The sequence below is a fragment of the Tenacibaculum crassostreae genome, assembly GCF_964512405.1.
Lineage (GTDB): Bacteria > Bacteroidota > Bacteroidia > Flavobacteriales > Flavobacteriaceae > Polaribacter > Polaribacter crassostreae.
In genome coordinates, this window is record NZ_CAZELE010000002.1 from 47,321 (window position 1) to 62,907 (window position 15,587).

At 32.8% G+C, this 15,587-nt stretch carries 17 protein-coding genes; 6 read left to right on the plus strand and 11 right to left on the minus strand.

What is annotated here, in order from left to right; translation table 11 throughout:
* Positions 1 to 18 precede the first annotated feature (18 nt).
* The 3 genes from odhB to ACKTST_RS01180 all read left to right on the plus strand — a co-directional run bounded on the left by odhB (position 19) and on the right by ACKTST_RS01180 (position 2,224).
* Positions 19 to 1,227 carry a 2-oxoglutarate dehydrogenase complex dihydrolipoyllysine-residue succinyltransferase gene (odhB, locus tag ACKTST_RS01170; protein ID WP_408045963.1) on the plus strand — a complete coding sequence of 403 codons (1,209 nt, stop codon included), beginning with the start codon at positions 19 to 21 and terminating at the stop codon, positions 1,225 to 1,227.
* 167 nt (positions 1,228 to 1,394) lie between these two features.
* The gene (locus tag ACKTST_RS01175) at positions 1,395 to 1,841 is read left to right on the plus strand and encodes an SRPBCC family protein (RefSeq protein WP_408045964.1); all 447 of its coding nucleotides are present in this window, start codon (positions 1,395 to 1,397) and stop codon (positions 1,839 to 1,841) included.
* Between the two features lie 11 nt (positions 1,842 to 1,852).
* A complete protein-coding gene (locus tag ACKTST_RS01180) occupies positions 1,853 to 2,224 on the plus strand; it encodes a VOC family protein (protein WP_408045965.1) in 372 nt (123 codons plus the stop codon).
* A 60-nt stretch (positions 2,225 to 2,284) separates the two neighbouring features.
* Here ACKTST_RS01180 and ACKTST_RS01185 read toward each other — a convergent pair whose 3' ends face one another.
* The 11 genes from ACKTST_RS01185 to ACKTST_RS01235 all read right to left on the minus strand — a co-directional run bounded on the left by ACKTST_RS01185 (position 2,285) and on the right by ACKTST_RS01235 (position 12,695).
* Complete coding sequence (locus ACKTST_RS01185; RefSeq protein WP_408045966.1) at positions 2,285 to 2,998, minus strand: DUF547 domain-containing protein; 714 nt, start codon at positions 2,996 to 2,998, stop codon at positions 2,285 to 2,287.
* Positions 2,999 to 3,141: 143 nt separating this feature from the next.
* The gene (locus ACKTST_RS01190) at positions 3,142 to 3,345 is read right to left on the minus strand and encodes a hypothetical protein (protein ID WP_408045967.1); all 204 of its coding nucleotides are present in this window, start codon (positions 3,343 to 3,345) and stop codon (positions 3,142 to 3,144) included.
* 38 nt (positions 3,346 to 3,383) lie between these two features.
* Positions 3,384 to 4,697 (minus strand): Fe-S cluster assembly protein SufD, encoded by a 1,314-nt coding sequence (sufD, locus tag ACKTST_RS01195; RefSeq protein WP_408045968.1) that lies wholly within the window; start codon positions 4,695 to 4,697, stop codon positions 3,384 to 3,386.
* Positions 4,698 to 4,744: 47 nt separating this feature from the next.
* On the minus strand, positions 4,745 to 5,494 hold the full coding sequence (gene sufC / locus ACKTST_RS01200; RefSeq protein ID WP_408045969.1) for a Fe-S cluster assembly ATPase SufC: 750 nt from the start codon (positions 5,492 to 5,494) through the stop codon (positions 4,745 to 4,747).
* A 10-nt stretch (positions 5,495 to 5,504) separates the two neighbouring features.
* On the minus strand, positions 5,505 to 6,362 hold the full coding sequence (locus tag ACKTST_RS01205; RefSeq protein ID WP_408045970.1) for an N-acyl homoserine lactonase family protein: 858 nt from the start codon (positions 6,360 to 6,362) through the stop codon (positions 5,505 to 5,507).
* Between the two features lie 15 nt (positions 6,363 to 6,377).
* Positions 6,378 to 7,826: a Fe-S cluster assembly protein SufB gene (gene sufB, locus ACKTST_RS01210; RefSeq protein WP_408045971.1), complete on the minus strand. Its 1,449-nt coding sequence runs from the start codon at positions 7,824 to 7,826 to the stop codon at positions 6,378 to 6,380.
* 33 nt (positions 7,827 to 7,859) lie between these two features.
* A complete protein-coding gene (locus tag ACKTST_RS01215) occupies positions 7,860 to 8,189 on the minus strand; it encodes a HesB/IscA family protein (RefSeq protein WP_115899898.1) in 330 nt (109 codons plus the stop codon).
* Between the two features lie 136 nt (positions 8,190 to 8,325).
* Complete coding sequence (locus ACKTST_RS01220; protein WP_408045972.1) at positions 8,326 to 9,390, minus strand: cytochrome-c peroxidase; 1,065 nt, start codon at positions 9,388 to 9,390, stop codon at positions 8,326 to 8,328.
* A 1-nt stretch (position 9,391) separates the two neighbouring features.
* Positions 9,392 to 10,153, minus strand: coding sequence for an MbnP family protein (locus tag ACKTST_RS01225; RefSeq protein ID WP_408045973.1), 762 nt, complete (start codon positions 10,151 to 10,153; stop codon positions 9,392 to 9,394).
* A gap of 4 nt (positions 10,154 to 10,157) precedes the next feature.
* A complete protein-coding gene (locus tag ACKTST_RS01230) occupies positions 10,158 to 11,486 on the minus strand; it encodes a hypothetical protein (RefSeq protein ID WP_408045974.1) in 1,329 nt (442 codons plus the stop codon).
* On the minus strand, positions 11,487 to 12,695 hold the full coding sequence (locus tag ACKTST_RS01235; RefSeq protein WP_408045975.1) for a choice-of-anchor B family protein: 1,209 nt from the start codon (positions 12,693 to 12,695) through the stop codon (positions 11,487 to 11,489).
* 131 nt (positions 12,696 to 12,826) lie between these two features.
* Here ACKTST_RS01235 and thiL point away from each other — a divergent pair, with 131 nt between their 5' ends.
* From thiL to ACKTST_RS01250, 3 genes are all read left to right on the plus strand, one after another.
* Positions 12,827 to 13,873 carry a thiamine-phosphate kinase gene (thiL, locus tag ACKTST_RS01240; RefSeq protein ID WP_408045976.1) on the plus strand — a complete coding sequence of 349 codons (1,047 nt, stop codon included), beginning with the start codon at positions 12,827 to 12,829 and terminating at the stop codon, positions 13,871 to 13,873.
* 168 nt (positions 13,874 to 14,041) lie between these two features.
* Positions 14,042 to 14,512, plus strand: a complete 471-nt coding sequence (gene lysM / locus ACKTST_RS01245; RefSeq protein WP_408045977.1) for a peptidoglycan-binding protein LysM — start codon at positions 14,042 to 14,044, stop codon at positions 14,510 to 14,512.
* 152 nt (positions 14,513 to 14,664) lie between these two features.
* Positions 14,665 to 15,564, plus strand: a complete 900-nt coding sequence (locus ACKTST_RS01250; protein ID WP_408045978.1) for a DMT family transporter — start codon at positions 14,665 to 14,667, stop codon at positions 15,562 to 15,564.
* Positions 15,565 to 15,587 lie beyond the last annotated feature (23 nt).

Here is a 15,587-nt window from a genome sequence, read left to right on the forward strand (position 1 = left end):
AGAATAAAAATAAAAAACATGAGTGTTTTAGAAATGAAAGTTCCTTCTCCGGGGGAATCAATTACAGAAGTAGAAATCGCAACTTGGTTAGTTGAGGATGGCGATTATGTTGAAAAAGATCAACCAATTGCTGAAGTAGATTCTGACAAAGCTACGTTAGAATTGCCTGCGGAAGAAAGTGGAATTATCACTTTAAAAGCTGAAGAAGGTGATGCAGTGGCTGTAGGTGCTGTAGTATGTCATATTGATATGAGCGCTGCAAAACCAGAAGGAGGTTCAGAAAAAACAGAAGCTCCAAAAGTTGAGGAGAAAAAAGAAGCTCCAAAAGCTGAACCAGCTAAAGAAACGTATGCAACAGGTACAGCATCTCCAGCAGCTAAAAAAGTATTAGCTGAAAAAGGAATGAATGCTGCTGATGTTAAAGGAACTGGTAAAGATGGTCGTGTTACTAAAGAAGATGCTGTAAATGCAGTGCCTTCAATGGGAACTCCAGGAATGGGGTCTCGTACTTCTGAGCGTAAAAAATTATCAATGTTACGTCGTAAGGTGGCAGAGCGTTTGGTTTCTGTTAAGAATGAAACCGCAATGTTAACTACATTTAACGAAGTTAATATGCAACCAATTTTTGACTTACGTAACGAATATAAAGAAGCGTTTAAAGCAAAACACGGTGTAGGTTTAGGGTTTATGTCTTTCTTTACTTTAGCAGTAGTAAGAGCCTTAAAAATGTATCCAGATGTGAACTCTATGATTGATGGAGATTATAAAGTAAGTCACGACTTCCAAGACATTTCTATTGCAGTCTCAGGACCTAAAGGATTAATGGTTCCTGTAATTAGAAATGCTGAAAACTTAACATTTAGAGGTGTTGAAAGCGAAGTGAAGCGTTTAGCTTTACGTGCTCGTGACGGACAAATTACTGTTGATGAAATGACAGGTGGAACTTTTACAATCACTAACGGTGGTGTGTTTGGTTCTATGTTATCTACTCCAATTATCAACCCTCCGCAAAGTGGAATATTAGGAATGCATAACATTGTTAATCGTCCAATGGCTGTAAATGGTGAAGTGGTTATTCAACCAATTATGTATGTTGCATTATCGTATGACCATAGAATTATTGATGGTCGTGAGTCTGTTGGATTCTTAGTAGCAGTTAAAGAAGCGTTAGAAAATCCAGTAGAATTGTTAATGGACAACAATCCTAAGAAAGCATTAGAAATGTAAAACTTCGTCATTACGAGGAAGAGAATGACGAAGTAATCTTTTGTTTAATTTATAGATTGCTTCACTTAGTTCGCAATGACAAATAAATATTTAAATCCCGTACTATTTGTACGGGATTTTTTGTTTAGAATTTTTACTAACTTTAAAAGCCGTTTAATTCCATACCAATGAAAACTACAGAAGAAGAATTCGCAGTATATCATAACTTTCCTATTAAAGCGTTGTCTAATAAAGTTTTTAAAGCAATAAGTAACCCAGATGATTTAGAACATTGGTGGCCTTTAAAGTGTTCAGGATCTGCAAAACTAGGAGAAGAATATAATTTGTTTTTTGGTGAACCGTATAATTGGTATGGTAAAGTAGTTACTTGTAAAGAGAATAGTTCTTTTCATATAAAAATGACGAAATCTGATGATGATTGGAATACAACGACGTTCGGTTTTGATTTATTTGAAAAAGAAGATGGAGTTACTTGGGTACATTTTTTTCATAAAGGTTGGAAAAAGCAAAACGATCATTTTAAGCATTCATCATTTTGTTGGGCAATGTTGTTAAACGGACTTAAAAATTATGTTGAAAAAGGAATTATTATACCTTTTGAAGAAAGAAATTAAAAACAAATAATATGAAATTAGGAGCATTCTCAATTAGTTTAGCGGTTAAAAACATCCAAAAATCAAAAGAGTTCTACGAAACCTTAGGTTTTACTGTTTTTGCAGGTCAGTTAGAAAAGAATTATTTAATAATGAAAAATGGTAATTCTTTAATAGGACTGTTTCAAGGAATGTTTGAAAACAATATTTTAACGTTCAACCCCGGTTGGGATGAAAGTGCAAATACTCTTGATGATTATGATGATGTAAGAACAATTCAGCAACATTTAAAAGCTAATCACATAAAGTTGGAAAGAGAAGCTGATGAGAATACTTCAGGACCAGAAAACATTGTTTTTTTTGATCCAGATGGGAACACAATATTGATAGATCAACATGTATAAAAAAAACGGAAAGTAGAAATACTTTCCGTTTTTAACTGTAAGGGGAGGAATATATAGGGGTTATTTATCGTTTAACGTCCAATCGTATTCTAAATATACTACTTCAGCATTGTCATTAGCTTTTACATCAGAATACTTATTTATATAGTAAACTAAGCTGTTTTTTGAGGTAAAGTCTTCTTGATACCATTCAAAAACTTTAGACACTTCAACTTTATTTAAAGTTATTTTATTCTTGTTACTATCATTAATAAATTTCTTCATTAAAGCTTCAAGTTTAGTGTCAATATTTTTTTCAGTAAAGGCAACATTTGGAAAGCAAGGACCCGATTTAGACGCAGCATTTAATCCGACATGAATTCTTTCATCATCATGCCATCTCCTTAAGATTTTATGTTCAATATAATCTAAAGTGTATGTTTTTTTACCAATTTTAGCTATTGGAAGTTTCCAAGCATTTTTTCCTTGACGTTTTATTGCGGTTATATTTTTTAATGGATAACTATCTAAAATCAATTTAATAGAATATGCATTGTAAGCATTTATCCAAAAAGCTTTTGCTTTATTTGAAGACCATTTTTTACCAGGTATAGTTTCTTCTAAGTGTTTTAAATAAATGTCTAGTAATGCGCGATTTTTATGCAAACCTTTGTAATCTATACTTCCGTCTGTACCTACATAGGTTTTTAATAAAGCGTCGTATACGTCAGTCTGAGCTTGAGATTGAAAACTAATAAATAAAACTAAACTAAGTATTGTAATTGTTTTTCGCATTTTTTTAAGTTTTTGAGTAAATAGGTTGATTTACTAACTTTTGACGAATGCTTTTTTAAAACATTACACAAAACATTTAAATTTTAGCTAAAAAAGAAAGACCACTTAAAAAGTGGTCTTGAAAATGTATATAATAAATTGATTTATTTTTTACTTGCAAACGAGCTCAAAGCAATTGCGACAATACCTATTGCCATAGTAATATAAGAGTTAGTATTGTCTTGTGCTTTTACTAAATCTACATCACCTATTGAAACTTGCGCTTCTGGTTGAATTAGTGTGTAAATTCCGTATCCTAAAATTACTATTCCAGCAACCAATAATACAGTTTTGATATTTTTATTCATAATTAATAGTTTTTCATAAATATATGAAAAAAAACGAATTACAAGTCAAAACCGATATTTACACCAAGCTTGTTAGCAATTAATTTAGTGATTCTTCCTTTTACTTCAGGTATTTTAACACTCTCTAAAACAGTATTTGCAAAAGCATACATTAATAATGCTCTTGCCTCTTTTTTAGGAATACCTCTTTGCTGCATGTAAAATAATGCTTGATCATCTAATTGCCCAATAGTACAACCGTGAGAACATTTTACATCGTCTGCAAAAATTTCTAATTGAGGTTTTGCGTTAATCGTTGCTTTATCGCTGATTAAAATGTTGTTGTTTTGTTGATAAGCATTGGTTTTTTGAGCTTCTTTTTCAACAATAACTTTTCCGTTAAACACACCTGTAGAACGATCAGCATAAATACCTTTATAATCTTGATGGCTTTCACAGTTAGGTTCAATATGATTTACTAAAGTATGATGATCTACATGCTGTTTACTTTCAATAATTGTAATCCCTTTTAAAATAGAGTTGATATGTTCTCCTTTTTGATAAAAGTTTAGGTTGTTACGTGTAATATTTCCTCCAAATGAAAACGTGTGTACAGAACAAGTACTTTCTTTTTGTTGCTCGATATACGTGTTATCAACTAAAGAAGCGTTGTCATTATCATTTTGGATTTTATAATAATCTACCGTAGCATGAGTATCCGTGTAAATTTCTGTTACTGCATTGGTTAATACAGCATTGTCGTTAAGGTTTTGATGACGCTCTATAATTTGAACATGTGCATTTTGCTCAACAACAATTAAATTACGGGGTTGAAGCATTGCTGCATTTTCTTTTCCTGTATTAAAATTGATGATTTGAATTGGTTTTTCAACCTCAACATTTTTAGGAATATGAATAAAAGCACCTTCAGTAGCAAAAGCAGTATTTAAAGAAGTTAAATTATCTTGTTTTGCTATTTTATTGAAATACTTTTCAATTATTGGTTTGTATTTATCTTTCGAAAAAGCAGCAGATAATAAACATACATCTTTACCATCGTGTGTAGTGTTTGATAAAAATGAGCTGTATTTTCCATCAACAAAAACAATTTTGTAGCTGTCTATTTCATGAATGAAATACTTTTTTACATCAGCCAACTCTACCGCTACTTCTCGATTAGGAAAAATACTATAATCTTCTTTTAAAACTGAATTTAAAGAAGTGTATTTCCAAGCTTCAAGTTTTTTTGTAGGGAAACCTAGTTTTTCAAAATTTTGAAGCGCTTTGGTTCTAATATCGTGTAAATCTGAATTAATGTTTACACCGTTTTCAAAGGCTACGTATGATGATAATATTTTTTCTTTTAACTCCATTATATTCTTACTGTCATTACTACTCAGCGTTGATAGTTTATATCAAATTAAGCTAATTCGTTTTTAATCCAATCGTATCCTTTTTCTTCTAGTTCTAAAGCTAAAGAAGCATCGCCAGTTTTAACGATTTTTCCGTCGTGTAAAACGTGAACATAATCAGGTACAATATAATCTAATAAACGTTGGTAGTGCGTAATAACTACAACAGCATTGTCTTTAGATTTTAACTTGTTTACACCATTAGCAACAATACGTAATGCGTCGATATCTAAACCAGAATCTGTTTCATCTAAGATGGCTAATTTTGGTTCTAACATTGCCATTTGAAAAATCTCGTTACGTTTCTTTTCTCCACCAGAAAAACCTTCGTTTAAAGAACGTGATAAGAATTTACGGTCGATTTCTAACAATTCAGATTTTTCACGAATCTTTTTTAGCATGTCTTTAGCAGGCATTTCTTCTAAACCTTTTGCTTTACGAGATTCGTTAATAGCTGTTTTTATAAAGTTTGTAACAGTAACACCAGGAATTTCTACTGGATATTGGAAAGACATAAAAACACCTGCGTGCGCTCTTTCTTCAGGAGCTAATTCGCTAATGTCTTCTCCATCTAACTCAATGTTTCCTGAAGTTACTTCATAGTTTTCATTACCAGCAATTACCGATGATAAGGTACTTTTACCTGCACCATTAGGTCCCATAATTGCATGAACCTCTCCTGCTTTTACTTCTAAATTAATTCCTTTAAGAATATCTTTATCTTCTACCTGTGCGTGTAAGTTTTCTATTTTTAACATTACTGTATGGTTACTTTTTTAATAAGTTTTCTAATTTTTTGAAATCCTTTGGTGAGTGCTGAATAATTACTTCAGCATTTTTTTCTTTAGCGAAAGCTTCGAATTTATCCATGCTTTCTAATGTTTGCTCAACATTATAATTGAAAGAAGGAATACCTTTGGTTTCTCTATTTTCTTCAAAGTGGTATAAATCACCAGTTAATAAAATAGGTTTTTCTAAACCAGCTTCTATATATAAAGCTTGATGACCTATAGTGTGTCCTGGCATGTACTTAATTACAACTGTACCGTCACCAAAAACATCGTAATCACCGTTTAATTTTTTAACATTGGTAAGCTCTCTAACCGAGTTGTATACATCAGCATTTTTAACTTTTGCCGAATCGTTAGTGATAAAATCGTATTCGTTTTCTTGAACTAACCATGTAGCGTTTTTAAAATAATTAGCGTGACCTGTATGATCAAAATGTGAATGAGATAACGCAATATATTTGAAGTCATCAATTGTAAACCCGATAGATTTTAATTGATTTTGTAAAGAGTCTGGTCTTTGAATGGTAAATGTACCACTAGGTTCAGTGTAAGGCTCATCTAAAACTAACCCTTCAGGTAAACCAGCATCCCACATTAAATTTCCTTTTGGATGTGAAATCACATAATACGCATCGGTAAATTGTTTAGATTGACCCGTATATGTTGTGTCTTGTGAAAAAACTTCTAATTTATTTACTAAAATTGACCCTCCGTTTAAAACATGAAGTTTTACTTGAGGTTTTTCAGTTACTTTTTCTTCTGAAGAAGGTTTCTTTTCAGTGTTTTTACAGCTGAAACTAATAACTGCTAAAAGTATGAATACTAATTTTTTCATGGTGTTTCGTTTGTATTATCCTACACTACCTTCTAAACTAATTTCTAATAGTTTTTGAGCTTCAACAGCAAATTCCATTGGTAATTTATTTAGTACTTCTTTACTAAATCCGTTTACAATTAATGCAATTGCTTTTTCGGTATCTATACCACGTTGATTACAGTAAAATAACTGGTCTTCACCAATTTTACTAGTTGTTGCCTCGTGTTCTATTTGTGCAGATTTGTTTTTAGCTTCAATGTAAGGAAATGTGTGTGCCCCACATTCGTTACCCATTAATAAAGAGTCACATTGTGAGAAGTTACGCGCATTTTCAGCTCTCGACCCTATTTGCACTAATCCACGGTAGCTATTTTGTGATTTTCCTGCTGAAATTCCTTTAGAAATAATAGTCGACTTCGTATTTTTTCCTAAGTGAATCATCTTAGTACCCGTATCTGCTTGTTGGAAGTTGTTGGTTACAGCAATTGAATAAAATTCACCTACTGAGTTGTTTCCTTTTAAGATACAACTTGGGTATTTCCAAGTAATTGCTGATCCTGTTTCAACTTGTGTCCAAGAAATTTTAGCGTTGGTTTCGCACAATCCTCTTTTGGTTACAAAGTTGAAAACTCCACCTTTTCCTTCAGAATCACCAGGGAACCAGTTTTGTACTGTTGAATATTTTATTTCAGCATCATCTAAAGCGATTAATTCAACTACAGCAGCATGTAATTGGTTTTCGTCACGTTGCGGTGCAGTACATCCTTCTAAATAAGAAACATAACTGCTTTCATCGGCAACTACTAAAGTACGCTCAAACTGACCAGTACCTCCTTCGTTAATACGGAAGTATGTTGATAATTCCATCGGGCAACGAACTCCTTTTGGAATGTAACAGAAAGATCCGTCAGAAAATACTGCCGAATTTAATGCTGCATAAAAATTATCGGTTGGTGGTACAACAGAACCAATGTATTTTTTCACCAATTCTGGATGCTCTTGAATAGCTTCTGAAATAGGCATAAAAATAATTCCTTTTTCAGCCAATGTTTCTTTAAAGGTAGTTGCTACCGAAACAGAATCCATAACAATATCTACTGCTACGTTGGCTAATTTCTTTTGCTCTTCTAAAGAAATTCCTAGTTTTTCAAAAGTTGCTAATAATTCAGGATCAACCTCATCTAAACTATTTAATTTTGGTTTTTGTTTAGGAGCTGAGTAGTATGATATTTCTTGGAAGCTTGGTTTTTTGTAAGTGACATTTGCCCACTCTGGTTCTTCCATTTGTTCCCATATTCTAAAAGCTTCTAAACGCCATTCAGTCATCCATTCTGGCTCATTTTTCTTTTTTGAAATGGCACGAACAATATCTTCGTTTATTCCATTAGGAAACTTTTCACTTTCAATATCAGTATAAAAACCGTACTCGTATTCTTTGGTTTTTAATTCTTCTCTTAAATCGTCCTCGGTATATTTACTCATCAGTCTTTAAGTCTTCTTTTTGGTGTATTGGTGTTATAGAGAAAAACTTTCTCCGCAACCACAGGTTCTGTTAGCGTTAGGATTGTTAAATACAAACCCTTTACCGTTTAAGCCTCCAGAATATTCTAAAGTAGTTCCCACTAAGTATAAAAAGCTTTTTTTGTCAACTACAATTTTTACATTATTGTCTTCAAAAACTTTATCATTTTCTTGCTGGGTTTTGTCAAAAGTTAAGTCGTATGATAATCCTGAACAACCGCCACTTTTTACTCCAACACGAACAAAATCGGTTGTAGTATCAAATCCATCATCTGTCATTAATTCAATGACTTTCTTTTTTGCTGTGTCTGAAACTTTTATCATCGTTTAAATAGATTAAATCTAAATGAAGTGCAAAGATAATGACAAAATATGACTTAGATAGTATTTTGAAATGAATAAAGCTATTGAGCTATAAGATTTGTTTATATCTTAAAAAGCCACGTTTATTATTACTAGATTACTCTTGAAAATCAGGGTTGTTTACAAAATTGTTGTCAGAAAGTGTTAAAAGAAAAGCTTTTAAATCGGCTTTGTCTTTATCGGAAAGTTGTACACCACCTTGACCAACTTTTTTCATCAAAGGATCTATGGTTGAAGATTGTTTCAATCCTTCAGAATAGTGATTAATCACTTCTTCAATAGTTGCAAATCGCCCATCGTGCATAAACGGAGCTGTGAATTTTAAATTTCGAAGAGAAGGTGTTTTAAACTTCCCATTATCGTTAGGGTCTCCAGTTACTTTTCCTAAACCTAAGTCGGTAAAAGTTGCATCCAATCCGTTGTTGTGGAATTTATTGTCTGTCCAAAGTGGATTGCTATCACTTCCGTGACAATGAAAGCAGTCGCCACGAGTTTCATCCATAAAAATGTTGAATCCGTTGAGTTCTTCAGGAGTCAAATCAACTTTTTTTAGTAAATATTGATCAAATTTTGAATCTCCTGAAATTAATGTTCGCTCGAATTGAGCGATGGCTTTAGTAACCAAAACAGAATCTATTTTTGTAGTACCAAATGCTTTTTTAAATAGTGTTGGGTATTCAGCGTGATCTTGTAATTTTTTAGCAACATTTTTCCAATCACTATGCATTTCGATAGGGTTGCGAACAGGTGCAAAAGCTTGTCGTTCGATACTTAGTTCTTTGCCATCCCACATAAATCGCTCATCAAAATTCCAAGCAAGGTTAAAAAGCGGCATAGAATTTCGATTTCCAAACTGCCCATTTACTCCGTCGCTAAAACGAGTTTCATCGGTAAATGCTCTTTTTGGGTCGTGACAACTAGCACACGATTGGGTGTTGTCTTTTGATAAAATTTTATCAAAAAATAATTTCTTCCCTAAAGAAATGCCTTCTTCAATTAATGGATTATTTGTTGGAACTAAAGGTGCAATCAGCCTCTGTTGAAAAATCTCAGGAACTTTTAAGCTCGCTGGAATAGGAGTATATACATCTACTTCTTCTTTTGAAGAACAGCTTAACAAAAGAAAAAAGAATAGAAAAATGTATATGCTTTGTCGTTTCATGTTATTGGTTGATTGTGCCTATACTAAACACGCCACTTTTTCCGTTTTCAAACATTAATTTTTGAGCTTCGAAATCTTCCATTAAATCGATATTCTTTTCGTTTAAATCCCAGTCGTTAGGTGATTTAAACCATCCTGCTACATTCATTTTAATTTCAATAGTAGCATTGTTTTTTAAAGTAATTGTATTACTGACTTCTATAGTTATTGAAGTGTCTTCAGATGTCATAGTTGTTGCGTCGTAAGCTCGAATAACATGAAAGTTATATGGTTGTTTATTACCATCTTTGTCTTTATAATTTCCGTCTAATTGCATAAAATGATAACCACCACCCATCATTTCGCCAACACTCCAAGAAGCTGTGTTTAAATCTTGATAAATATTACTTTGGTTATCATCATTAACAAAACCGAAAGTAAAAGTAAGTTTGTAAGAGCCTTCAGATACTTTTTGAGGTAATTCATGTAGTAAGCTTTCAGGGTTGCTAATATCTACTAACTTATAACCATCAAAAACAGTTTTTTCATCTGCACCATTGGTTAATGTTATTCTAGAAACTAAATAACGTAGTCTTGTAATTGAAACTTTTGTTCCTAGTTTATTAGTGAATTCTGTATTGTTTAGGTCAGATTTTTCAATAGTGGTATTATCCCAATTTTGAGTAAATTTTAATTTTACCGAAACCTCTTTTATAGGTTCATCATTATCTGAACTGCATGAAAAAAGAAGGATACTTACAAAAAGAGCTAAAAAATGCTTCATCTGTTTATTTTAATTTTATGATTAAAAGGTCGGAAAAACCTTTGTTTGTTGTTATATCTTGATTGTTGCTATTACTTTCACCAACTGCGATAATGCTTCCGCTAGTTAGTTCTGTTGCGTCGTAACAAAAATCTATTTCTGAACCACCTACCGTTTTTTGCCAAAGCAATTTTCCGTTTGTATCAATTTTCATGATTAAAGCGTCGTTTTGACCTTTATTGATAAAATTATTGTCTGAACTTCTTGAGCTTCCAGAAATAATAAAATTATTGTCTAAAGTTTTACGAATAGAATATCCCACATCAAAACTAGAACCTCCGTAGTTTTTTTGCCAAAGAATATTACCTTCTGAGTTAATTTTGATTGCCCAAACATCGGCGCCTCCATTGTTTTTGGTGACATCTTTGTCTGAACTTCTCGTGTCTCCTACAATAATAAAATTACCATCATTGCTTTTTGTAATAGCTCTGGCTTCATCAATTTCAGATCCACCAAATGATTTTTCCCAAAGTAACGTTCCGTTTTTATCGGTTTTAACTATCCAAAAATCATAAGACCCTTTATTACTTTTGATATCTACATCATTACTGTCTGATGATCCTATTAATAAATATCCGTCAGTGGTTTCAGCAACATCATAACAGGTGTCGGTGTTGGCACCTCCAAAATATTTACGCCATTGAATGGTCCCGTTTGCGTTTAATTTTATTCCCCAATAATCACCACCAGCATGTCTCGCTGAAAATTTTGAGTTACCAGCACCTCCCGATGCAGTTACATCTAAAATACTTGCGATAAAATAACCTTCATCGGAAGTTTGGATAACAGAAAAACCTTGATCAGTACCAGAAAAACCAGTATTCGTTTGCCAAGTAATTGTTCCGTTTGCATCAGTTTTTATAACCCAAACATCATCAAAACCATTATTTGAAGTAGCATCTATATCATCGCTTTTAGCATGACCTGCAATAACAAAACCATTGTCATTTGTTTGAATAAGCTTGTAAGCTTTATCATCTTTCGTTCCACCGTAAGTTTTTTTCCATTGAAGATTGTCTTCTCTGTCAAACTTCAATAACCAAAAATCGTATTGAATAGTACTTTTAGTGGTTTCAATGTCTCCATCTATACTTTGGGTAAAACCACCTATGGCATAGCCTCCGTCATTTGTTGATATGACACTTCTACCACTTTCATTTACTGAGCCTCCTAGTGTTTTAATAAACGATACTTCAGGAGGTTTGGTTGATGAAGTTTGAGAAATTCCATCATCTTTACTGCAACTTAAAAGTGATAAAACAACTCCAAAAAATATGGAAGTTCTTTTTAGCATTTATTGTTTTTTAATAACGAATAATCCTCTGTTTATATCACTTACCACTATTTTACCGCTGTTAAAATATGGGTAAACACTCCATACACCGTTAAAATTAGCTCCGTTGTTTTCTGGATACGTGTCGAAATATCCAATCTCAGAAATACTTTTACTTTCTATGTTTGCGATATCGATAAAACGCACCCCAGCTGTGTAATTAGCTAAATAAAAAGTATTGCCTTTTACATAACCATTATGATCGATAGCTTGGGTTGGTCCGTTATAAGTGAAATGTTGTTTTGGGTTATCTAAGTCTGAAAAATCAAAAATAATTGTTCGTGTATTTCCTCCGAAGTTTCTTTCGTCGTACTCGTCACCAAGAATAAAATATTTTTGACCTTCGGTAAACCAACCTTGATGAGTGTATCCTACATTAGCATAAGAAATCTTAGAAATGTTTTTAGGATTTGCTTTATCGGTAATATCTACTATAACAACTTCATTTTCATTACTTCCTATTAATATTTCTTTACCTGTATAATCTGAATCGGGGCCGGTGTAAGTTACTACTTGGGCATCATGACTATAATTGTCTGTTCCCCAACCACCTTCGCTAGTTGGAGCTAATGGATTTTGAATATTTATAAAAAGAGGACCTCCTTTGTATGTTCCGCTCTTGCTCGTTCCAACCGGGTATGCATAACCAGAATTTTGATTAATTACCATATTGTGAGCACTTCCAAAACCTGTGTAACGCGTGTCAGCTGTAAAAGTTGTTGGAGGATTTGTAACGTTTCGTAGTTTAGTTAAATCAAAAACTTGCATCCCGTGATTGTCAGCTTCACTTACAATAAATGCGTAATTGTTATAAACTTTTACATCCCACCAATATTTGCCTACCGTTGCAGTAGGAAGTTTCCCTAAATATACAGGGTTTTCGGTGTCGGTAATATCTACAAAAACAGTTCCGTTAAACACCCCCATTATAGCGTACTCTTTATTGGTAGTTAGATCGGTCCACCCCCAGCAATCACTTCCGTCACTTGCTCCAAAAGTACTTAAAGGAATATGTAATAGTAAATCATAATTTTCACAAGGAAAAATACCAGCCATTCCATTCTCACAAGGTTTTTTATTTGTCTTTGGAATTTCTTCTTCTGGTGAAGAAGAGCATGATACAAACAAGAGTACTCCAACTAATAAAATTAAGAAATTATATCTTTTCATAAACAGGGATTTTAAAAACACTAAATTAAGTAATTAACTACTTATATAACATTCAAAAACTGTTAAACCCTATTTTTATTTTATCTTGTATCGTGATTAGTAATTTATTTACTTGTCATTATCTTTGCAGCATGTTAGAAGATAAAAATCAAGAAAGAACTTCGTTGGCTGAACTTGGAGAGTTCGGATTAATCAACCATTTAACTAAGCATTTTAAAATGTATCACTCATCAACAGTAAAAGGTGTTGGAGATGATGCTGCGGTTATTAAATCATCAGAAGAAGAAACTGTTATAACTACAGATTTGTTAGTAGAAGGCGTACATTTTGATTTAAGTTACATGCCGCTTAAACATTTAGGGTATAAAGTGGTAATGGTAAATTTATCGGATGTATATGCGATGAATGCAACTGCCAAACAAATAACAGTATCAATTGCAGTTTCTAATCGTTTTCCGTTAGAAGCTATTGAGCAATTATATGCAGGAATTCAGTTAGCGTGTGATACTTATAAAATTGATTTAATTGGAGGCGATACAACTTCTTCAACTAAAGGTATGTTAATTTCTGTTACAGCTATAGGTACAGCTAAAAAAGAAGATATTGTATATCGTAACGGAGCAAAACCAACTGATTTAATGGTTGTTTCGGGTGATTTAGGTGGAGCGTATCTTGGATTGCAAGTTTTAGAAAGAGAAAAACAAGTGTTTCAGGTAAACCCTCAAAATCAACCAGATTTAGATAATTACTCATATATAATTGAACGTCAATTAAAACCAGAGGCTCGTAAAGATATTCCAACGTTATTAAAAGAGTTAGAAGTAAAACCAACTTCTATGATAGATATTTCTGACGGATTATCTTCTGAAATCATGCACATTTGTACGCAAAGCAAAACAGGATGTAAGGTTTATGAAGAAAAGTTGCCTTTAGATCCGCAGGTGATAGCAACTTCCGAAGAATTCAACATGGATTCTACCATGATTGCTTTAAGTGGAGGAGAGGATTATGAGTTGTTGTTTACTGTGTCAATTGATGATTACGACAAGATTAAAGGAAATCCACATTTAACGGTTATTGGTCATATTACCGAAGAAAACCAAGGGATGAATTTGGTAACTCGAGCAAATCAAGAAATTGAATTAAAAGCACAAGGCTGGAATTCTTTTAAAGGATAAAAAAATAGTTTTTTATGATAAAGCACACTAAATCAGTGTGCTTTTTTTGTTTTGTATGGTTGATGATTCTTTGAGGTGTGTTTCTAAGGTTCCGTTTAGTTTTTTTGGTATAAAAATTGTATCTTGGTCAGGCGAGAAAAATTATTAACAACAAAAAATCAAAAAAGAATGGGGATTTTTTCATTTATTAAAAATGCCGGAGCAAAAGTTTTCGGTATCGGAAAAACAACTGAAGAAGAAGCTGCTGAAAAAGCTGCAAAATTAGTAAACGCTGTAAATACATTAGAGCTTTCTGTAGAAAACTTAGCTATTAGTGTAGATGATGATAAAGCTACAGTTACTGGTGAAGCTGCAGATTTAGCAACAAAAGAAAAAGTAGTTTTAGTAGTAGGAAATACCGATGGTATTGCATCTGTAGAAGATAATATGACAGTTGCTGAAGTTGAGGTAATCGAAGAAGCTGCAATGGCTCAATTCCACACAGTAGTTAGTGGAGATTCATTAAGTAAAATTGCAAAAGAATTTTATGGAGATGCAATGAAGTATCCAGTAATTTTCGAAGCGAACAAGCCAATGTTAACACACCCAGATAAAATTTATCCTGGACAAGTATTAAGAATACCACCTTTAGTGGACTAATCAAAAGTTAATCAACCAAAGGAAAAAGCACTGCATTTGCAGTGCTTTTTTGTTGTTTAACCATGATATTAATACAGGTATATGGGTTAAAAAAGTAATAGAAAACAAGAAATTTATCTCATCTTTGCACTTGTTTTTTATACTCGTTAAAAATGAATCAAAGAGCATTAGCACTTACGGCTACATCTATCGCAACACTTATTTACGGAATAACTTTTACCGTTGCTAAAGAAGTGATGGAAGAACATATTCAGCCTTTCGGATTCATATTACTTCGAGTAGGTGGAGCCGCTTCGGTTTTTTGGCTGTTAGGGTTGTTTGTAAAAGCACCATCTATAGAAAAGTCAGATTATAAAAAAATAGCATTAGCATCTTTTTTCGGGATAGCGCTTAACATGCTTACTTTTTTTAAAGGATTGAGTTATACAACACCTATTAGTGGTTCGGTTATGATGGTAACAACCCCTATTTTGGTATTGATTTTTGCAAGTATTCTTCTCAAAGAAAAACTAATTTCAAGAAAGATAATAGGAGTTGTAGTTGGTTTAGTAGGCGCAATAATTTTAATAGCCTACGGAAATTCGTTACAAGGGAATGCAAGTAATATGATGCTAGGGAATTTCTTAGTGTTTGTAAACGCTGCGTCGTATGCAATGTATTTAGTTATTGTTAAAAAACTAATTGAAAAATACAATCCAATTGTTTTTGTAAAATGGTTGTATTTCTTTGGGTTTTTATTGGTGTTTCCTTTTGGTATTTCTGAGTTTTTAGAAGTTCAATGGGGTGTAATGCCAACGTCAATATACTTAAAAGCAGGATTTGTAGTGTTGTTTAGCACCTGTGTTACTTATTTATTCAACCTATTTGCATTATCAAGATTAAAACCAACCACAGTAAGTGTTTTTATATATCTTCAACCAGTGGTGGCAGCTATTTATGCGTTAATTGTTGGGAGCGATCATTTAGATATCGTAAAAATTGGAGCTGCATTACTCATATTTCTTGGAGTGTTTTTAGTAACCAAACGTCCTGCCGAAACTCCCAATAAATAACCGTATCTTTGCCGATTATTAAA